This is a genomic window from Parageobacillus sp. NEAU-HV-2, assembly GCF_059115485.1.
Genome location: NZ_JBXUJJ010000021.1, coordinates 1 through 20,525, shown reverse-complemented (window position 1 = coordinate 20,525; position 20,525 = coordinate 1). Strand labels below are relative to the sequence as shown.

Annotated in this window: 13 protein-coding genes, 5 tRNA genes, 1 rRNA gene and 1 pseudogene; 4 read left to right on the top strand and 16 right to left on the bottom strand. The window is 41.3% G+C overall.

Translation table 11 applies throughout. The features are described 5' to 3' along the window. Together kimA and AC1WMD_RS18390 are read right to left on the bottom strand one after the other, a co-directional pair. Positions 1–1,823, bottom strand: a 1,823-nt coding sequence (gene kimA / locus AC1WMD_RS18395; protein ID WP_494255957.1) for a potassium transporter KimA, incomplete at its 3' end; no start/stop codon positions are given. 492 nt (positions 1,824–2,315) lie between these two features. Continuing rightward, the gene (locus AC1WMD_RS18390; protein ID WP_043905193.1) at positions 2,316–2,825 is read right to left on the bottom strand and encodes a DoxX family protein; all 510 of its coding nucleotides are present in this window, start codon (positions 2,823–2,825) and stop codon (positions 2,316–2,318) included. A 292-nt stretch (positions 2,826–3,117) separates the two neighbouring features. Between AC1WMD_RS18390 and AC1WMD_RS18385 the strand changes: the two genes are divergently transcribed. Beyond that, a complete protein-coding gene (locus AC1WMD_RS18385) occupies positions 3,118–3,249 on the top strand; it encodes an HxlR-like winged helix-turn-helix transcriptional regulator (RefSeq protein ID WP_494258176.1) in 132 nt (43 codons plus the stop codon). A gap of 48 nt (positions 3,250–3,297) precedes the next feature. Here AC1WMD_RS18385 and AC1WMD_RS18380 read toward each other — a convergent pair whose 3' ends face one another. The 4 genes from AC1WMD_RS18380 to AC1WMD_RS18365 form a co-directional block, all read right to left on the bottom strand. Further along, positions 3,298–4,176, bottom strand: coding sequence for a 5'-3' exonuclease (locus tag AC1WMD_RS18380; RefSeq protein ID WP_494258175.1), 879 nt, complete (start codon positions 4,174–4,176; stop codon positions 3,298–3,300). 255 nt (positions 4,177–4,431) lie between these two features. Beyond that, positions 4,432–4,869 carry a GNAT family N-acetyltransferase gene (locus AC1WMD_RS18375; protein ID WP_494258174.1) on the bottom strand — a complete coding sequence of 146 codons (438 nt, stop codon included), beginning with the start codon at positions 4,867–4,869 and terminating at the stop codon, positions 4,432–4,434. A gap of 464 nt (positions 4,870–5,333) precedes the next feature. After that, positions 5,334–5,501, bottom strand: a complete 168-nt coding sequence (locus tag AC1WMD_RS18370) for a hypothetical protein (RefSeq protein WP_186003859.1) — start codon at positions 5,499–5,501, stop codon at positions 5,334–5,336. 325 nt (positions 5,502–5,826) lie between these two features. Then, a complete protein-coding gene (locus tag AC1WMD_RS18365) occupies positions 5,827–6,990 on the bottom strand; it encodes an NAD(P)/FAD-dependent oxidoreductase (protein WP_043905195.1) in 1,164 nt (387 codons plus the stop codon). A 626-nt stretch (positions 6,991–7,616) separates the two neighbouring features. On the opposite strand from AC1WMD_RS18365, the gene AC1WMD_RS18360 reads away from it, so the two are divergent. After that, positions 7,617–8,858, top strand: a complete 1,242-nt coding sequence (locus AC1WMD_RS18360; RefSeq protein WP_494258173.1) for an aminopeptidase — start codon at positions 7,617–7,619, stop codon at positions 8,856–8,858. Positions 8,859–9,353: 495 nt separating this feature from the next. On the opposite strand, the gene AC1WMD_RS18355 is transcribed toward AC1WMD_RS18360, so the two are convergent. The 3 genes from AC1WMD_RS18355 to AC1WMD_RS18345 form a co-directional block, all read right to left on the bottom strand. Continuing rightward, complete coding sequence (locus tag AC1WMD_RS18355) at positions 9,354–9,899, bottom strand: AAA family ATPase (protein ID WP_171699516.1); 546 nt, start codon at positions 9,897–9,899, stop codon at positions 9,354–9,356. Positions 9,900–9,946: 47 nt separating this feature from the next. Continuing rightward, entirely contained in the window at positions 9,947–10,429 is a 483-nt protein-coding gene (locus AC1WMD_RS18350) for a GNAT family N-acetyltransferase (RefSeq protein ID WP_043905198.1), read from the bottom strand. An 82-nt stretch (positions 10,430–10,511) separates the two neighbouring features. Beyond that, positions 10,512–13,259: a dynamin family protein gene (locus AC1WMD_RS18345; RefSeq protein ID WP_494258172.1), complete on the bottom strand. Its 2,748-nt coding sequence runs from the start codon at positions 13,257–13,259 to the stop codon at positions 10,512–10,514. Between the two features lie 361 nt (positions 13,260–13,620). On the opposite strand from AC1WMD_RS18345, the pseudogene AC1WMD_RS18340 reads away from it, so the two are divergent. Further along, a pseudogene (locus AC1WMD_RS18340) lies at positions 13,621–13,740 on the top strand (IS3 family transposase); the annotation flags it as partial. A 60-nt stretch (positions 13,741–13,800) separates the two neighbouring features. Here the strand turns inward: AC1WMD_RS18340 and AC1WMD_RS18335 are convergent. Continuing rightward, entirely contained in the window at positions 13,801–15,759 is a 1,959-nt protein-coding gene (locus tag AC1WMD_RS18335) for a PhoX family protein (protein ID WP_052351531.1), read from the bottom strand. A gap of 347 nt (positions 15,760–16,106) precedes the next feature. On the opposite strand from AC1WMD_RS18335, the gene AC1WMD_RS18330 reads away from it, so the two are divergent. Next, positions 16,107–19,130 carry an efflux RND transporter permease subunit gene (locus AC1WMD_RS18330; RefSeq protein ID WP_043905200.1) on the top strand — a complete coding sequence of 1,008 codons (3,024 nt, stop codon included), beginning with the start codon at positions 16,107–16,109 and terminating at the stop codon, positions 19,128–19,130. A gap of 42 nt (positions 19,131–19,172) precedes the next feature. Here the strand turns inward: AC1WMD_RS18330 and AC1WMD_RS18325 are convergent. The 6 genes from AC1WMD_RS18325 to AC1WMD_RS18300 form a co-directional block, all read right to left on the bottom strand. Continuing rightward, positions 19,173–19,246 (bottom strand) — tRNA-Arg (locus AC1WMD_RS18325). 238 nt (positions 19,247–19,484) lie between these two features. Continuing rightward, positions 19,485–19,555, bottom strand: a tRNA-Gly gene (locus AC1WMD_RS18320). A 15-nt stretch (positions 19,556–19,570) separates the two neighbouring features. Next, positions 19,571–19,641: transfer RNA gene (locus tag AC1WMD_RS18315), tRNA-Cys, on the bottom strand. Between the two features lie 242 nt (positions 19,642–19,883). Continuing rightward, a tRNA-Arg gene (locus AC1WMD_RS18310) sits at positions 19,884–19,957 on the bottom strand. Positions 19,958–19,970: 13 nt separating this feature from the next. Further along, positions 19,971–20,042: transfer RNA gene (locus tag AC1WMD_RS18305), tRNA-Gly, on the bottom strand. A gap of 317 nt (positions 20,043–20,359) precedes the next feature. Continuing rightward, positions 20,360–20,525, bottom strand: a 23S ribosomal RNA gene (locus AC1WMD_RS18300); the annotation flags it as partial.

Below are 20,525 nucleotides of genomic sequence, written 5' to 3'. Positions count from 1 at the left end.
TACTTCTGAAGCCGATAAGGAACTGTGGAGACAATCACATTTTTCTTATATAGAAGGTGCAATCTCAACAAAACGCTCGATTGGTTATGCAAAATGTTATGCCAGCCCTTTTTGGGTATAAATTGAGGAATCAAAACCGTTACTGTATAGTTTCTTTCCTCTGCCTTGCTTTCAATGGTATCCACTAGCTTGGAAATTGGTGTGATCAGATCACGATAATGAGAAATGAGTGTAACAAGGCGAATATCCGGCCTCCACTTCTCCCACTTCTCTTCCATCCGGACCATGCTTTCCCGGTCAAATGCCACATATACCGCCAATACATAATCGCCAATGGCCTGGGCGTAATTTAAGGATTGCTCTACTACCTTTGTGATTCCCGCAACAGGTACAATGACGACATTTCCCTCTATTTTGTCTGGAATCTTATTGGGATTGACCCGCAGTTGTTCCGCCACCGCATCATAGTGCTTATGGATTTGATGAAAAATAAATACGATGATCGGAAGAAATACAAGCACAGACCATACTTGAGCAAATTTTGTAATAAAGAAAATGCACAGTACGGTTAGTGTTATGATCGCTCCCAGCAAGTTCGTAAGCAGCTTCGGGACCCACCCCGCTGGTTTTTCGCGCACCCATTTGACAATCATGCCTGTTTGGGACAACGTGAAAGGAATGAATACGCCAACCGCATACAAAGGAATGAGCTGTTCCGTTTGCCCTTTAAAAGCGATAATCAACAAAATGGAGGCAAAACCAAGCGTGATGATTCCGTTGGAATATCCTAAACGGTCACCGCGTATCAGATACATTCTTGGCATGTATTTATCGGATGCCATATTATAGGCCAGCAAAGGAAATGCAGAAAATCCCGTATTGGCCGCCAACACTAAAATAAGGGCAGTGGTTCCTTGGATAAAGTAATATATCACGCCTCTTCCAAACACCTCGGAAGCGAGCTGGGAAACAACCGTCTCTTCTGCTTTCGGAGCAATTCCATACCAGTATGCTAAAAAAGTGACTCCTGTAAATAAAACTGCGAGAATGAACCCCATCATCACTAACGTTTTGGCAGCATTTTTTGCCGCCGGCTCCTTAAAATTGGGAACGGCGTTGGAGATCGCTTCTACCCCTGTCAACGCAGAGCAGCCAGAGGCAAATGCCCGCAGCAACAAGAATAAGGTAATTCCAGGCACCGCAGTACCGATCGGTGTATGTAAAGTAGACGGTGCTTGTCCATTAATAATACGAAAAATCCCGACAATAATGAGAGTAACGAGCGCCAACACAAACAAATAAACGGGATAGGCCAAAACGGTAGCGGATTCGGTGACGCCTCTCAGATTAAGAATAGTGATCAACACAACCAGTGTGATAGCAATTCCAACTGTGTATGGATGTAAAGTGGGAAACGCCGATGTAATGGCATCTGTTCCCGCGGACACACTTACTGCCACGGTGAGAATATAGTCGACCAGTAAAGAGCCTCCGGCAATGAGACCCGGGTTTACACCCAAGTTCGTTTTAGAAACGACGTAAGCTCCGCCTCCATGCGGATAAGAGTAAATGATTTGGCGATACGATAAAATAAGTGCCACCAGTAGAATAAGAACGCCAATCGCAATAGGAATGGAATACCAAAATGCAATAGCTCCAATCGTTGCGAGAACCAGCAAAATCTGTTCCGTACCGTACGCAACCGAAGACAGAGCATCCGAAGATAAAACGGCTAATGCCTTTAATTTACTCAATTTTTGCTCTCCCAGTTCGGTTGATTTCAACGGTCTGCCGATTAAGAATCGTTTTAACGATGAAAACATATGTACACCACCAATATGCAGAATTTCAATAAAAAATATTACCATTTTTCTCAGGAAATGAATAGCCTTTGGTTTAATCATTTAGTATTGTTTAGACTCTGAGAATTAATATTTAATAAAAGGATTAGGTGATAACTGGAAAAATGGTTTTTAAGAAAAGCCGTAGAATTAGAGTCGAATTAAATCCAACCCAACTGAATATACAAAAAGCCCCAAGTAGAAAGAGACTGTGGACGTGTAGAAAACAAGGAGGAGAAAAAAATTTCTTGAAAAAGAGGAGTTGAAAGCATTGCTAAGTCAAAATGTGGTCAGAATATAAAGAAAGGATGGGATAACCCCTGCGATACAAAGTTTTTTTAACATTTTTTCCATAATCAATGAAGTAACCAAAAAGTTCATTCCTATAAAAAATGCCTCTAATAACTGAATACGGCCGCACACTTCCGAAAAGAGAAGTACACGGCCGTTGGGTTAAGATTAGGTTAGCCACATTTATTTATGAGATATTACCGGACGATGTGGACGGTGAATTTTATGCGTAAACTGACGAATGTAAGGGAGGACCCAATGGTCAAGGCCATATCTGCCGGCGTTGGCGCCCGCTACAAGGATGAACACCGTTAACAATACCATTTGCGGGTTTGTGCTCGTCGTTCCCGAGAACATAAACGCAAAGTTCATGACAGCGCCCATTAGTGCTGCAAACGTTGTGAAAATGCCGAGAATAAGTGCGATGCCGACTAGAAATTCTCCCCAAGGCACTAACACGTTAAACAATCCAACGTTTGGCAAAGCGAAATGTTCGATAAAGGCAGCCCACCAGCTTTGCACCGCTGGATGTTCTCCTGTTGCTTTAGCGAGGGCTCCTTTCAAAAATCCCGATGCGTCAAATCCATCTACTATTTTATGCCATCCTGCGGTGATCCAAGCATAGCCGAGATACAAACGGAACAGCACCATGATGACAGAGGCACTCGTATGTTCGCGAAGCCATTTAACCATATCCTCTCTCCCCTTTTATTTTTTATTGTCCCTTACACTTTTATCGTACTACTTTTTACAGGAACTGAAATGATTTTGCTCACTATTTCACAATTTGTTAATAAATTTATTACAACATTCGCAACATTCTCTATAACGGCTTTTCGTCTATTGACAACTACTTTTTCTATATTCAAAAATACAATGAGTATATAGAGCGGAAAGTACTTACGATGAAACCAAAATAATCGATCCTACCAGCCAAGTCGTCCTGCTTTCCGAGCGGCTAAAAGAATTAGAATAAGAAGGATTTGTGAACCGCAACGTATATCCGGAAACGCCACTGCGGATTAAATATACGTTGATCGAAAAAAGGCGTGTTCTGCAAACGGTAATGGAAGCGATTAAGCAGTGGGGGCAAATGTGGATGGATGCTGAAAGATAGCGGTTACATAAGATGGCATATAAGTAAAAGCCAGTTTCAGACTGGCTTTTACTTATATGTCAACAAGCGATCTAACCCTTTAAATTCTAAAGCACGGAAAGCCTGCTCCACTTTTTCTTTGTCTACGTTCCACTCCGCCTCCTCGATTCGCAGGGCTATCGGAAGATCGCAATAAATTTTTGCTAGTTTTCTAGAAAGATGCAGCATCTCTTCATGTTCTTGCAATTTTTGCCGCTGCGACTTTGTCAAAAGGGGAAGATGTTCGAGAATTCCTTCAATCGAACCGTACTGGCGCACTAATTTTAGCGCTGTTTTTTCGCCGATGCCGCGCACCCCTGGATAGTTGTCGCTTGCGTCGCCCATTAACGCTTTGACATCGACCCATTGTGATGGCAGGATTTCCATCTCCTTTCGAAACCGCTCCAGCGTATAAATATGATAATTGCCAATCCCTTTGTCCAATAAATATACCGTTACCGTTTCGGAAAGAAGCTGCAGCAAATCTTGATCCCCTGTCAAAATGGCAATGTCCATTTCGTCTTTCCATTGCTTTGTGAGCGTGCCAATACAATCATCCGCCTCCGCTCCCAGTACGCCAATGTTCGGAACATCAAACGCGGAAACAACATGCTTTACTAGTTCAAACTGCGGGACAAGCTCTAATGGCGGCTCCCCTCGGTTCGCCTTATACATCGGAAACATTTCCGTTCGAAACGTCGTGCTCCCCATATCCCAGCAGCAAACAACGTGTGTTGGCTTTATATGATGAACGGCAGCGATGAAGTGCTTGACAAATCCATAAACCGCGTTTGTCGGAATTCCTTGACTTGTAAACATAAAATTCCCATGAAGTGCGGTCGCAAAAAACGAACGAAATAAGAGCGCCATCCCGTCAATAAGCAGTAACTTTTGGCTCTTTTGCGTCATGGTGTTTTCTCCTTCCGGTGTTGTTAACATAACATTTTTATCGTATAAATAATGGTAATCGTACAGCTTTTTTACATACAATAACGTTAAGGACTCCGTGCTCTTATTTTTGGTATAGAAAGAATAGATCGATTACGGTCTAACATATGGATGAGTGATAAACAAGACTCCCGTATTCTTCTATAATAACTATGATAAAACAAAGTATATGGGGATGGCGCAGCAGTTTTTCGACAATAATGTTTCGCTTAATCATTATAGCTGTTTTTTTAAGATAATTTTCGGCTCTCCCTTTTCGTCCGTATACGTGCCGATGATATCAAATCCATGCCGTAAATTTAAAATGAGCATGTTCCGCCATTTATTCTTTGTCTTTGTCGTCACTACCGAATAGCCGTGCTGTTTCAGCCAGTCGTGCTGCATCGTCATTAATGTCGAGCCAATTCCCTGCCGGCGATACGCGCTGTCGACCCCGCCAATCCAGCTGTAAAACTCATTTGCATCTTGTTCATACCCCACTTTGAAACCAACAACTTTGCCGTTATCCAAAGCGACAAGAACAAGCAGCCTGTCCACTTTCTGCATTTTGCTGCGAATATTCTCCGACGATGTTTGAAAAATTGTTTCATATAGATGCATGACCGATTCAAGTATGTCATACGGAGGAAATCCCTCATATATCCGGTATTCCATGTGATTTTCTCCTTCCCTTTTCTCTTTTTAGTCATCTATGCCACGTTTCATGGCATCACAGGTTAAGGAAGAAATTTTGTTCTTCTTTGGGAGTTGAAAGGATAGGTTCAGCCTCATTATCTTTTACAATGGTAAACTCATAGTAATGTTTCTTGAATGAAAACCCATTTTCTCATAAATTTTAATAGCAGGGTTTCCCACAAATACACTAAGTCGAACTTCAGGGTTTTCAGCATTTTTTAACCTCCTTCCCCGAAAGAAAGGAGGTGATTTTTTATATTATGCCATATATTATACCATTCCCGCTGCCTTCTCTGTTTCCTGTTTGTCAGGGAAAAGAAGACTAAATTAAGCTTTGAACCATATCTGTCCATACAACACTTATAAATCCTCCTGCATACGATAAAATTAACCACGATGATTGTGCTGACAATCATTCCAATCACAGGATCAATATGACTGGTTTACAAATGGACGTACGTGCCCGTCTGTTTGGCAATCGCACTTTCATACATCATTTCCGCAACAGCAAGGTCAAACAGCGCCATACCAGTAGACTTGAAGATAGTCGGACAATCCGATTGAAAAGTATAGTTCACCTTGTTCGTGACGACTTTAGAAAAAGCAATCATTTGAGTAACGCTTTTGCGCTTCCGGTTTGACGGTCTATTAATATAACTATTCCTTGCGTTACAGGATGCTGTTGATTATTAGGGAAAACGCTTACAACTTTCAGACTGAACGATTGATGGGCAATCGAAGGCATTAACAAAAATGTGTTTTCATTGTCTTGGAGCTGAGTTCTTAGCGGCATTTCGTACTGTTTATTCTCATAGAGACGGTAAGCTCACTTCATCGCTTCCATGACATCGTTCATCGAAACGGTTTCGAGCATTGCTTTTTCATCAAGCACTAACATTGCGTATCCTCCGTTCCTCTGCTTATGGAAACTTGCTCTTACACAACGGCATCTTCCAACACTAAGTCATTTTCCGCGAATCGTTCGAAACGCAAAGGTGTGAGATCGATTGTTTTGTACTTTCCGTAATGAATTAATTCGGCCAATCCTATACCGACTCCCGGCGCCTGTTGCATGCCATGCCCGCTAAATCCGAGCGCCATATAATACCCATGAAGTGACGGGTGTTTTCCGATAATGGCGTTATGGTCTGCCGTATTAAAGCTATACAGTCCTGCCCACGCCGCTGTTACCTTCACCGCTTCAAAGTTTGGAATGCGATGCGCCAAAATCGGCCACATTTGTTCATAAAACAAGGAACGTGTCACGGTGAAATCAATTCCCGGCTTTGTATCTTCGGAAAAGCCCGATAAAATTTTACTTCCTTCATGGCGAAAATACACGCCGGTTGGATCAATGGTCAGCGGCAATTCCTTTTTTAACGGTGTTGCTATATCAAATTGGAAAATCTGTCGTTTTAACGGATGAACCGGTAACGGAATGCCGATTTTTTCACTAAGATATACTCCCCATGCCCCAGCACAGTTGATCACGATCGAAGAGTGATACACGGTTCCATCTACGAGCCGAACTCCGCTCACTTTGTTTTCATCGGTGGTGATCGTTTCTACCTCTTTATAAATATATTCCACTCCTAATCGCTGCGCATTTTTCTTATACCCTTGCATCACCGAATAAGGATCTAAATAGCCATCTTCATGGCAATAAAGCCCGCCCGCTAAATCATTGATATTTAGTTCGGGAATGATGTCCAATAACTCTTGGGCTGATAATACCTGTGACGGAACACCGTATTGGTTTTGCAGCAAGCATTGTTTTTTCAACGATGGAAGCATTTCTTTTGTAGCTAAAAAGAGATATCCGTTTTGACGAAAATGAATCTCCGCCGGTTCGCCATCCACCGCCATCGTTTCAGGAAATTGCTTATATATTTGCAAGCTATATCGACTTAATTGAATGTTAATCGGCGTTGTGTACAACTGCCGAATTCCTCCCGCGCTTCTTGGCGTAGACGAGAACTCGTACAAAGGATCTTTTTCAAAGACAACAATTCTGCCATCAAAGCCAATTTTCCGAAGATGGAAAGCTACACTCGATCCCATTACTCCTCCGCCGACAATGATAATATCCGCCGTTTTCATCCAATTTCTCCCCCTTCATAGACATATCAGCCCTGTCTGCCTATCATTACTTCCGCTCATTCGTTGCACGCCCTTCAACAATAAAAATAACTCGCGACGATGCTTCCTCCTTTTGTAAACGAAACTCATCACGGCAAAACAAAAAGCCAGTATAAATCATCACACAACAATGACTATACTGGCCGATGTCTATTGGACGCATCGTCGGTAAGGACGATGCCAAATAGACTACGCAGTATTTCGATTTCCTTTTCTCCGACGAAACATGGTTATTATTCAAATTATTCCGCATTTATAATCATTATGCGTCTTTATTAAGCAAAGCAATTGATTCGTTATTTTGGCAACCGTAACTGTTTTAGAGAATGATGAATAGAAAGTAAAATAATATTCGAGTTGAAATCCATTGAATGAACCTCTTCTACCTACATTCCATCTAGAGGTGAGAAACTTCTTGAGAAAAACGTTAAACTAACATCAATGGTTGTACCTTCGTCTTATACTTTCTGACCAATTGTTTCTCGTCTTTTTAACAATACCAATTCATCCAAATATTTGAATGTTCCGAGTTCTTCATATATAATAAAATTCTGCATAAATAATATGAAAAGCGAGGAGTGAAAAACGTGAGCAATAGGGAGCAAAATTTAGAAAAATATGCCGCGCTTGCTGTTCAAGTCGGCGTCAACGTCCAAAAAGGGCAAACGCTTTTTGTGAACGCCCCGCTTGAAGCCGCGCCGCTCGTGCGGAAAATCGCGAAAAAAGCATATGAAGTCGGCGCCAAACACGTCTATGTCGAATGGAATGACGAAGATCTTACATACATTAAATTCAAATATGCTCCCGACGAAGCGTTTTTGGAATATCCAATGTGGCGGGCGAAAGGCATGGAACAGCTTGTCGAGGAAGGGGCAGCGTTTTTATCGATTTATTCGCCAAATCCTGATTTATTGAAAGATGTGGATCCAAAACGGATCGCAACGGCAAATAAAACCGCATCTCAAGCATTAAGCAACTATCGCAGCGCACTAATGGCCGATCAAAACTGCTGGTCGCTTATTTCCGTCCCAACGTCAGCTTGGGCGAAAAAAATATTTCCAGACCTCAGCGAAGAAGAAGCGATCGACAAGCTATGGGAGGCGATATTCCGCATTACCCGCGTCGACCAGGACGATCCGATCCAAGCGTGGCAACAGCACAACGACCAACTCGCCAAAATCGTTGATTATTTAAACAATAAACAATATAAACAGCTCATCTATGAAGCGCCGGGAACGAACTTAACGATCGAACTGGTTGAAAACCATGTATGGCATGGCGGTGCGACCGTCAGCCAGAAAGGCGTTCGTTTCAACCCGAACATCCCGACAGAAGAAGTGTTTACGATGCCGCATAAAGACGGCGTCAATGGCAAGGTACGCAATACCAAACCGCTTAATTATAACGGCAACTTGATCGACGGATTTACTTTGACATTCAAAGATGGCAAAGTCGTCGACTTTACCGCGGAAAAAGGGAACGAAACATTAAAACATTTATTAGACACGGATGAAGGCGCACGCCGCTTAGGGGAAGTCGCGTTAGTGCCGCATCAGTCGCCAATTTCCATGTCCAATCTAATTTTTTATAACACGTTGTTCGATGAAAACGCCGCATGCCACCTGGCGCTTGGAAAGGCCTATCCGACGAACATTCAAAACGGCACCGCCATGTCCAAAGAAGAACTCGACAAACATGGGGTCAACGATAGCCTCACCCATGTAGATTTTATGATTGGCTCTGCCGAATTAAACATTGACGGTGTCACCAAAGATGGCAAGCGCGAACCAATTTTCCGCAACGGAAATTGGGCGTTTGAATTGAAATAATGTAAGTGACAATGTTTTTCCTCTTTTATTCACGCTTAGTGGTCACATATTGGTCACAAAGTCAAAGTTTACCGCTTATTTAAACAGTTTGTCTAACCTATTAGCCACGTCTTTCTGCATACTTGGAAGGACGTGGCTATATTGATTCAATGTGATGTGGGTTGAAGAGTGTCCCAATCGTTCTGATATTACTTTTGCATTCACATTTTGTTACATCGTTATTTATTTTCAATGGAAATGTATATTCATCAAGCAAAAATGTTCTTATTTTTCTTTTTCGGTTAAGTGTAATCACATCGGAAATTTTTGTAGGGAGTGGCTGAAAGAGTTTCACATGTACATGAAAACGAAAAAGACGTTTAGATTTCCTCAACTTCTAAATAAAATCATTATTTCATTCAATGCTACACCTATATCAGTTAAAGCACCCTCTAACCAATCATGAAACGAGCTTCACCACAGATGATGGAAGTTAATTCGTTCTTCCATGGGAGTTTAACTAATTTTAAACTTTTGATTGTTCATAATTTCATAAATGATATTATCAATATCATCAGTAGTTTTTTCACTGGTATCGAAAATATATTTTTTATCTAATCCACATTCATTAAATTCATCAGCTAAAATTAAGCAGCGTTCACCCATTCTATGCTCTGGTTTTCTCATTTCGTCCCTTTTGATTAACGTTTCATTATCAGCCCATAAAACTACATAAACAACACTTACGTTTAAATCCTTTAGATTTTCATAAAGCCAAATTGCTTCTTGTGGAAAGGTAACATAATCCACCACGACATTATTCCCATATTTTACAAAATTTCTAACAAGGCTTAAAATATTATCCCAAATTAATGAGAGTTCTTCTTTACTTTCCCAAGGTTTTTTCCGCCCATTAATGTGCATATGACTGATGTAATCGCCAGAAATATAAGCACTATGACTTAATTTATTTGCCAGTTCTTTTGAAATCGTTGATTTACCAATCCCAGCGGGTCCTGATATTACATATACTGTTCTTACTTGATCATTTTTCATATAAATTCCCTCCCCCCTTTTTTATTTCGATAAAAACTTCTCTTGAACCTTTTTTATTTAATGTTATATACCATTGTCCAAGATGTTCCCGATGAACCACATTGTTTAAATCCGAGTTTCTTATAAAGTTGTACAGCCTTAATGTTATTTGGGTCAACACTCAAAGATACGGATGTATAGCCATCTTTCAAAGCTTGTTCAAATAACTTTTTCATAAGTAGAGTACCTATACCTTTACCTCTTTCAGCATCAATAACAGCTATCCCGAGTTCAGGAGTATTATCATCAACATATCCATATCCTTTTTGATTTTCTTTGAATAAGCGATACCATGCAGCACCAACAGGCTGATTATCGCGAAAAGCAATTAAAGCTCTATCCCCTTTTCTCCCCCATCCTTCATGATATTTTTTAATATGTGGTGAATTTAGCAGTTCCTCTTTGGGTGGCTTATTTTGCGGAATATAAATAGCTTCATACATCATATCCAATAAAAATTCAAAATCATTTTCTTCTAAGTTTCTTATATGTAACAAAATTACTCACCTCACTGTTTTTAAAAAACATTTTTACAACGAAAAAATCGGCCCCATGGACCGATTTTTTCGTTCAATCTCATTATACTTGAAGAACTCTTTTTGTAGAAATGGTAATCCACTCGTATTGACGGAGTTTTACTTCAAACAATGTTAGCGGATCGCGGTACGTTTCCGGATTCGATCTCATTTTTTCCAGTTCTTCTTCTTTTTCATTGATTTCTTTTTTCGTTTCTTCCACCGTTTGATTCAATACGGCAAACGGATTTCGGAAGAAGATCGAAATATCTCGTTCCAGTGATTTCTCAAATAATTCGAATTGCAGAAGCAACTTGTTCACAATTGATTCAACAACCTCTAAATAATCCTGATTTTCAACAAACTGCTTGTATTTGTTATATAACATCGCATTGTTTTGCTGGAAAGCTCCAAATAGCTTGCCGGCACTTTTCAATAAAATTTGATACGGTGTGCGGCGGAGAACAATATTTACCTTCTCCATTTGCACCCCGCTCGTCATCCGGTCTGCATCCCGACGCCAGTCATCAAGCACTTTAAAGTCGCAATTCAGCTTAAGCCGCTCTTCCCCATACATCGCATTAAACCCTTCGCTTATTTCATCTAGGAAAGATTGACAGTGATTCAGTTCATCATTTGCCGTAACAATCCATTCCTGAAGAGAACGATAAAGCTTTGGCAAGACCTTATCATTTACATAAGCATGTACTCTCCGGTTCATCTCATCATTTAGTACAAGATGAATATTACGGAAATCACTGTCTTCTCGAATCATATCAGAACTTTCTCGTAAAATTTTCGGAATATTTTCTGATAGATCCGATCTGATTTCCTCCACGACTTTATGGAACGTTCTCGTGATAATTCGCGCTTTTTCTTCTTTCAAATCCGTTAATTGATGGATGGCACCACTTAGCTTTGTGGCCATTTCTTCGTTCCATTTAATCGAATCGGTCAATTTGTTTTCCATTTCTACCCATTTATCTAATAAATGCCCAATCAATCGACGAATAAAGATTAATATTTTTTCAATTCGATCCTCTTCAGCAATTTGTCGGTTAAAGTTTTTCAAGAACCCTGTCAGATCATTTTGTTGTTTTCTGCTTCTTAAACGTGATGAATAGGCAAACACTTTAGCCTGCGGAACATATACCCGAACTCTCGAACGAGTATCTTCAATAATCTTGGCGGCTTCATGTTCATCATAAATTTCATCGATTTTATTGAGCAGAAAATGAATTGGAAGATTAGGAGCATATTCCCGAATCTGCATTAAAATCTCTTGTTCTTTTTCGTTAAAAGGATCGTTCGCATCAAGAACAAATAATAAACTGTCGGCAAAATGCAAATATTTTAATGCTTCTTCCAAACAATTATGGTCGCTAAATCCCGGCGTATCCATAAGAACTAGTCTGTTTTCCTGCAAAATTCGCGATGGAAGAGAGAACTCAATAATCGCATTGTCAAAAGCCTTATTCAGCCGTCTATCGGCTGCCTCCTGGAATTCATGGAAACTTGAAAATGTTGTTAATTCTTCATCGGATATTTTTCTAATCTCCGTCTCATCATCCCCCTTAAATACAATAACGGAAGATGTCGGAGCAGTTAGGATATTTTCTCCGAGGACTGAATTGATAAAAGCAGACTTTCCATTTCCAGAAGTTCCGGCTACCATTAAATGATGTGTTTCAAAATCAACCAGTTCTCGGATGATCCATCTGAAGCGGTGGCCTGGATCAACATGCTGCGCTTCCGCCCATTTTACGATGGAATCGAATAATGTAAGGCTGTACTCCAAACCGTCTGTCTCATTGCGGGAATGGAAAATAAGATTTTCGGCATCATTGACAACCTCTGGACTAATACTGGATGGAAATTTCTCGCTCCATGCCAATACTGCTGCAGAAGCAAATAAAGCATGAGAATCATCGGCTATTTTGAGCCAGTTCGTTAAGATATTTGGAATAATCTCCTGTAGTTCTTTAATTAAATACTTTCCATCGATCAATTCGAAATAAGTTTCCTGATAAAGTCCTGACAGCTCTTTCCAAGACTGCTCCCGGTTTGCATCCAAATTGAAGAAAAGATGGTTAAATTCCCTCAGCCATGAAAAATAGGAATGCTCGTTTTTGTAACCATTCCATAATGCCTGAACGATCTGTTCAAATCTTGCCTGATCCACTCTGTATAACACGACTAAGCATTTTGAAAAATAATGCGGTTCAAAGGTTTTCGTTAATCCTTGTTCTGCGTATGTTTTTAAAATATCAAACCATTGATGGGACTCTGTCCGGATCGCTTCACTTACTGCCAGTTCAATTGCGCTCTTCCAATCCTTGTGTTTTTCGAAAAAGGCGCGAGCAATGTTAGTCACGTTTGGATAGTCCGGATTAAAGGATACTGCTTTTTTGATCACTTGATCTGCATTTTCAAGCCTGCCTTGGTCTATGTAAAGCGAAAATAATTGCAGTGCAACTTCTGATTGTAAGACACTGCTTTCCGTATCAATGGATTTATAAATTTCTTCAGCTGTTGATAATTGCCCTAGTTCATAAAAACAATCCGCTATATTTTTCTTCGCCCACGGTTCTAAATCATTATGAACGTTTTCCCATTTGAAAATAGCTGCTTCATAATCTTTGTTATGAAAATATACTTCTCCTTGGGCAAAACGGATGGTGGAAATGTCAGCTGTCTCCTCTTTACGCCCGGCAAGAAAAGCTTCTCCAAGCACACGGACAGGATTTTTTTCATCCGCTTCCATCAATGTTTCATAAAATGTTTTTTTGATCAGTTGATTCTCTAACACCATGTCTATCACCCGACCTATATATTTAATCAGTATATTTTACATACCTATTAAAACTTTCTTGTTTCCATCTTTAATATTCTAGCAGACTTACTTTTGCAATAAAGTTTCAAATTGTTTTCATTTATAATACAGATTTTTATCATCGTGTAAAATTTAAACTAAATTATGTAATTAATTGGATTTAAATGTAAAAAGGCTGCACAATCCCTCGGAGAATAGTGCAGCTTCGATTCGCGCTGGATGGGTTTACCGAGAATTCTTTCGATTTACCTCATTTGGCTTCTTTTTAAAGCGATTTTTTGGTTTTTCCGTGATTATTTCAACATAACCTCGATATTTTGATTTAAATGTATTTAGTATACCCAAAACGATCGAACAGGCGTATCAGGCTATTTAAGAGTATATTCATTTTTACACTCACAATCGTTTTCAAGAAAAACTGAACGGCCTTTCCCCGATTGAATATCGAGAAAAGGCCGTAGTTAATATACCCTTTTTTCATTGTCTACTTGACAGGTTATGTGCAGGGATAGACTTTCTGTTATCTTTTATTTTTGCTCTGTTGAGCTTTTTGCTGCTTCTTTAATTCTTCCTGCAGTTTTTCGACGTTCGGCAGTCCTTGGATATAACCAACAGCACCGGCTTGATTAATTCCATATGTTGCGTCGATAGCCTTTTTCACATCATCGATGTTTACCGCTGTCGGCGCAAAATTGTCTAATTCGTCCCCTGGATGCTGGAAATTGCTCATAATATAGCTAAATCCATTTCGGTCATCGGCCGCTTGAAGTCCCGTTGCCTCCGCACCAGCCGGAACGGATAAAATGCGGGATAACTGTTTCGTATCGACGTTATACGCCCATACAAAATTGTTAATATGTTGGCTGCTGTCTTCCCCGATAAACAATGTGCGGTAATCCTCGGAGAAGCTTAAGTTGTCCGGACCGGCAATTTTATCCACATTCGCTTTATTGCCGTAAGCATCCGGCTTCGCCAAATCTTCGCCGACAAGAATCGCCTTCATAGAAGCAGCTACATATCCGCTGTTAATCGGCTCACCAGCTGTATTCTTTTGTCCTGGCTTTAAGCTTAACTCATAAACGGCACCGGCTTTCACTTTCGGTAATTGAATGTGGTCCGTCGGGTCTTGGCTGTTTTTCTCCATGCCTTTCCCAATATCAGAAATCGCTACATATACTTTTTTGTCTTTCGCATTGACTGCTAATCCTTCCATCTTATTGAACTCGCTTGTTGCTCCCAACATCGCTGCGTAACGGCGCGTCTCTAAGAATGCCGCAGCTTTTTCCATTCCTGGCTTCAGTTTCAAGTATTCTACTTTGCCATAGTTAGCATTCTGTCCTGAGTATTGCTTAACAGGGATAAAACCTTCTTTCGGCACATCGGACACTTCAAAAATATCGCTGAATTTAATGCCTTTATCAATCATGCGTTTAATTTCTTTATCCGTAGCATGTCCAAGTTTAATCCATTCTAACTTGCCCGCCCCGCCGTTTTCTGCGCTTGTTTGCGTAAATTTCGCCGCATATAAGGTGCCGGCAGACAAATCACGCGGTTTATCAGCCACGTACATAAACAGCGTTGTATATTCACCGTCGTCTCCAAAGTAAGCGGTGCGCTCATCCGGCATTACGACCATCAATTCATTGGAACGGCGTCCGGTACTATAATGTTTCACAACGCGCGTCATTCCGTCAGAACTAACAATCACTTCAGGAATAAATCCGTAATAATAAGGATTTGCTTTTTTCTCGTCATCAAAATATAGCTTTGCAAAATCTTTTAAATGAGCTGTTGATTCACTGAGCTTATCTGGTGTGTCAAATTCAAATGAACGGGCATCAGGCTCATATTCCTCTGAACCTAAGTGCGTATTCCAAGGTGTTAACGAGCCGTTGCATGGCACCCATAAACCGTTTACCGTGGAAAAGTCAATTTTGTCAACAGTGGAAACCTTTAACTCCCCTGTTTTCATGTTTTGATAAAGTTTCGTTAGCGTCATTGAAGCTGGCACGCGGCGCCATGCCGGATTTCCTGCGTTGTCTAGAGAATCATATTCATAATGAGAAACAAGATACAACGAACCATCTTTCATCGGACGAAGCAAGCTGTTCGCATCAGGTGCATCAGATACATAATGCACAGGTTTTCCATCTACCGATTTGTCTGTAATTGGGTCGCCATAATAATCCGTCGGTGTACCTGCTTGGAAAGTTTCGCCATTGGACATTTTAAACGTATCCGTTGTCTTAAAAAGCTGCTTATATGTAAGCGGAAATTTTTTTGTTTTTCCATCCGTGTATTTTACAACAACGGAAGCTGTGGTAAATGGTTTGCTCATTTCTTCAACGGTAGTTGGCACTCTCGAGCCGCTAAACGAGATCGATTCAATCTTTACTTCTTTTGTCGCGGCTTGAGAGGGATGCAATGCCGGCACCATCATCCCAAGAGCTAAAGCAACAGCAATTCCTTTCTTTTTCATCATCGTCATCCTCCTTGCGATAGAATAAATGTCCTATCTCTTATTTAACAGAATAATTGTTAAAATTTTTTAATATATTGGTAAATTAACTATTAATTTATGTAAAAATAATTACCACGAAATCTAGAAAAGCCGCTGATGAATCGAGATTGGACCAACTTAAAAACGTGGAAACTCCATATCATACCTATACTTAAAAATTCCGTATGAACCTCTCCCGCCTTCATTCCGTTTAGAGGAAGGAATGACTATAAAATAAATATTAAAATTTAGTATTTTATGATTATTTTTCTAGCAGAAATATGGTATGATGAGTAATAGTCTATGAAGAAAGGATGATTTTTTTTATGTCTTTTGTCACAAAATGGGCTTTTCGTAACAAAGCAGCTATCGTTTTGATAGCAGCATTCGTACTCATCATGGGAATCGTCAGTTATATGCGGTTGCCGATGGAATTTTTGCCTCCTGCTGATCAGCCCTTTATCTCTATTGTGGTGATGGGGCAAGGGGTAGATTCTAATACGATGGAAGATCAAGTAACTGAGCCAATTGAAAATGCCGTTGTCACCGTAGAAGGAAAGCGAAACATTTTTTCCACTACCGGAGACGGTTTTTCGAAAATTGATGTTTATTTTGAACCAAAAACTGATAAAAAAGAAGCAAAGCAGGCGATTCAAGAAGCACTTGACAACGTAAAGCTCCCACCAAACGTAACAAAGCCCACCGTTGTCCAATTAAACACCTCCATGATTCCAGTCGCTGACGTAGCCATTACCTTTGATGACGGAGTTACTCCAAGCAATCTCGAATTTGCTAAAGAAAAACTTGTCCCGTACTTCAAAGACATTAAAGGAGTAGCAAGCATCCAAACATACGGAACAGCAGACTCCTATGTTTCTGTAAAACTGGACAATGAAGCGATGGCGAAAAAGCAAGTCGCTCTGCAAAACGTCATGACCGCTCTTCAAGGGCAAAATATCGCGTTAGCCGTTGGCGAAAAAACGATTGATGGTAAAACAAGCAATATTAAAGTGATGGGGGATGTGAATGATCTCAAAGATTTAAAGAAGTTGATCATCGCTCCCAACACAACGCTTGGTGATATCTCGACTATTGAAGTAAAAAAACCGAACAACAACATTACACACATTAATGGTCAGGACGGTCTTGTCTTCATTGTAACAAAAGACGGCAGCTCCAACGCCGTAAGTATAGCTAAGAAAGTAAGAGAAATGGCAAAAGAAATTAATAAAAAATACGATAATGTTAAAGCAACGGTTATTTTCGCAACCGCAGACATGATCGAACATTCCGTCTACAGCATGATGAAAGAAGTGTTGCTTGGCGCATTGTTTGCTACCATTGTCATTATGCTGTTTCTAAGAAACGTCCGCTCGACATTGATTACGATTGTTTCCATTCCGTTATCTTTATGCTTCACATTATTTTTATTAGCTTTATCTGGAATTACATTGAACATTTTAACGCTTGGTGGCGTAGCTGTTGCCGTCGGTCGTCTTGTTGATGACAGCATCGTCGTGATTGAGAATATTTTCCGAAGAATGCAGACAGAAAAAATTTCCCCGGAGTTGGTTATTGAGGCAACGAAAGAAGTCGGAGCTGCAATTACTTCATCGACGTTAACAACGGTTGCCGTGTTCCTGCCGATCGGTTTAGTAAACGGAGGACTGCAAGAATTTTTACTCCCATTCGCGCTTACCGTCACTTATTCTTTATTAGCTTCACTGATCGTAGCACTGACCGTCGTTCCCCTCATGAGTGCCGGGCTGCTGAAAAAAGAAAAGCTTCCGAAACATAAAAAGACTTCGTTTTTCCCTAAGCTGTTGACTTGGTCATTAAACCATAAATGGGTCGTTCTCCTTTTGTCCTTTGTTATGTTCGCTGGCTCCATTACAGCTTATTTTGTTATGCCGAAAGGAACAGTCGATAAATCGCAAAACGATTTTATTGATATATCATTAAGTTATCCGAATGACACACCGATTGATAAAATAAAAGAGAGCACGATCGAATTGGAGCAATTTGTCCTAAAACAAAAAGGGGTTAAATATACGTATACACAGCTTGGAAACACACCGGATGCCGTGAAATACGGCGATGTTCGGCCGCCGACAACCGCTTTCATTATGGTTATCTTAAAAGACGGTACAGATGACAAAAAATTTATTAAGAAAATAGAAACACAAAAACAAAAATACCCTGGCGCAGAGTTAAAAGCGAATCCTTCTTCGCTGATGGGAGCAAGCGGAACGGAAATTACGATTGACATCATGGGTGACCAGTTAGAAGACATTGAAAAAGCTGCCGCAAAAGTAAAAGAAAAAATTCGGGACATTGACGGTGTTGAATCGGTTGTTACGAACGAAGAAGAGAAAAAGACGGTTTACTCTTTAGTCGTCGATCCTTCCCAAGCAAAGACGGAACAAGTGGCACAGCAATTAGGAGTGATGTTAAATCAAACGCCAATCGGCACGATTAAAGTGGATGAGCAACAAGCTCCTGTATTACTAGAGCCTATTCTTGAACCAAAAACAGCGGAAGATCTAAAAAATATCCCAATTGCCACTCCATCAGGAATCGTCCCTGTCGCAAAACTCGCTTCGTTAGAAAAAGCAGAAAAACCGACAAGCGTTTTCCATAAAGACGGGGATCAATACATCCGAGTAACAGCAAAGGTCAATCCGAAAAAGCTGTCGGTTATTTCATCAGAAATAAACAAGGCGATTTTCGGTGAAAAGCCTGGCGAAGGGATGAAGCTTCCTAAAGACGTAGATGTATACGTAGGCGGGGCAAGCGCGCAACAATCTGATGATTTCACGGATTTATTTATGACAATGCTCGTCTCTATCGGGGTTGTCTTCTTAATTATGGTGATTACATTTAAAACCATTCGTGCCCCTATCGCCATCTTATTCTCTTTACCTCTTGCGGCGGTCGGAGCGGTTTTAGGCTTGTTAATCAGCGGCATTTCTGTTGAGGTCACGGCGCTGCTTGGCGGCTTAATGTTGATCGGTATTGTCGTCACAAACGCAATTGTGCTGCTAGATCGAGTAAAGCAAAACGAACAGTCGATGACCATTCGCGAGGCAATTGTCGAAGCGGCAACAACAAGGATGAGACCAATTTTTATGACCGCCGTGGCAACCATTTGCGCGATGCTGCCTTTACTGTTCAAGGAAACGGAAACAGGAAGCCTCGTCTCCGCAAGTCTTGCCGTCGTCGTGATCGGGGGACTAAGCGTCGCCACTCTGTTAACACTTGTGGTGATCCCAGTCGTCTACGAACTGCTTCATTTCAAAAAGTCGAAAAGACAACGGATGCAAAAAGAACAACAAATGATGTCATTCTAACAATTGCAAAAAAGCCAGCCGTTAAGGCTGGCTTTTACATAGCGTCCCAGGAGAGATTCGAACTCCCGACCGACGGCTTAGAAGGCCGCTGCTCTATCCAGCTGAGCTACTGGGACATGGTGTTATACACTCTTTAGCTTCGCTGCCCCTTCCTCTGCTAGCGAATTCAGAGAAGTAAGATGCGTCGGGACAACTCGGAGCGGATTCAACGATGTGTCGCTCGTTGCTCTATCCTGTCTCTTCCTCTACTAGTGGATTCGAAGAAGCGAGATGCGTCGAGACAACTCGGAGCGGATTCATGGATGTATCGCTCGTCGCTGAGCTACTGGGACACATATTAATAGGAAACAGGAAAGCGGGTGATGGGAATCGAACCCACGACATCAGCTTGGGAAGCTGAGGTTTTGCCACTAAACTACACCCGCACGGTTGAAACATGAAGGCGGCACCCGGATTCGAACCGGGGATGAAGGTTTTGCAGACCTCTGCCTTACCACTTGGCTATGCCGCCACAAAAGACAAGATAACATAAAATATTGTTCGCTTTATATAGGGGCAGTAGGAATTGAACCGTCACCTAAGGTTTTGAAAACCGCTGTTCTACCACTAAAACTATGCCCCTAAACCTCATTCTAGAAACGGAAAGGTAGAAAAACGAAAGAATTTTATCGAATTTTCATCTCGCAACTATGTACTAGGAATCTTGGATATCCATTGGCATGTATGTATTAAAACCACTTTCACTACTGAAAACGCGCTCGAGAGGATTCGAACCCCTAACCTTCTGATCCGTAGTCAGATGCTCTATCCAATTGAGCTACGAGCGCAAAATAACGATGAAGCGGAAGACGGGACTCGAACCCGCGACCCCCACCTTGGCAAGGTGGTGTTCTACCACTGAACTACTTCCGCATGATAACATGGTGATATTGTGATATTTTGTTCATTCCTTCAAAACTAGATAACCGTTTGTTTGGAAGAAGCCGGGCGCCTGTGCGCTGTCTAGCTCCGGACGCCATCGGCTCGCGACGCTTTGGTCCCGTTGCGGCGGCAACAACCTCCTCACGGGCCCTCCAGCACGTCTCGCCGATAGGCGGGCGTCCTGCGCTTTTCTGATGTCTAGCTCCGGCTCCTAGCCCCTTGGGTCGCTTCAGACCTGCTGTGGCGGCAACAGCCTCCTCGCAGGTCTTCCAGCGCCCAGCGGGGCTAACCAGTCGCCTGCGCTTTTCTTGGTTAAGTCCTCGATCGATTAGTATCCGTCAGCTGCACGTGTCGCCACGCTTCCACCTCGGACCTATCGACCTCGTCATCTTCGAGGGATCTTACTCGCTTACGCGATGGGAAATCTCATCTTGAGGGGGGCTTCACGCTTAGATGCTTTCAGCGCTTATCCCT

What these genes read in the sequence shown, in the direction of transcription:
- AC1WMD_RS18390 (WP_043905193.1), bottom strand. Translation starts at nt 2,825, where the DNA reads ATGGTTAAATGGCTTCGCGAACATACGAGTGCCTCTGTCATCATGGTG.
- AC1WMD_RS18380 (WP_494258175.1), bottom strand. Translation starts at nt 4,176, where the DNA reads ATGACGCAAAAGAGCCAAAAGTTACTGCTTATTGACGGGATGGCGCTC.
- AC1WMD_RS18375 (WP_494258174.1), bottom strand. Translation starts at nt 4,869, where the DNA reads ATGGAATACCGGATATATGAGGGATTTCCTCCGTATGACATACTTGAA.
- AC1WMD_RS18370 (WP_186003859.1), bottom strand. Translation starts at nt 5,501, where the DNA reads ATGATTGCTTTTTCTAAAGTCGTCACGAACAAGGTGAACTATACTTTT.
- AC1WMD_RS18365 (WP_043905195.1), bottom strand. Translation starts at nt 6,990, where the DNA reads ATGAAAACGGCGGATATTATCATTGTCGGCGGAGGAGTAATGGGATCG.
- AC1WMD_RS18345 (WP_494258172.1), bottom strand. Translation starts at nt 13,259, where the DNA reads ATGGTGTTAGAGAATCAACTGATCAAAAAAACATTTTATGAAACATTG.
- AC1WMD_RS18335 (WP_052351531.1), bottom strand. Translation starts at nt 15,759, where the DNA reads ATGAAAAAGAAAGGAATTGCTGTTGCTTTAGCTCTTGGGATGATGGTG.
- AC1WMD_RS18330 (WP_043905200.1), top strand. Translation starts at nt 16,107, where the DNA reads ATGTCTTTTGTCACAAAATGGGCTTTTCGTAACAAAGCAGCTATCGTT.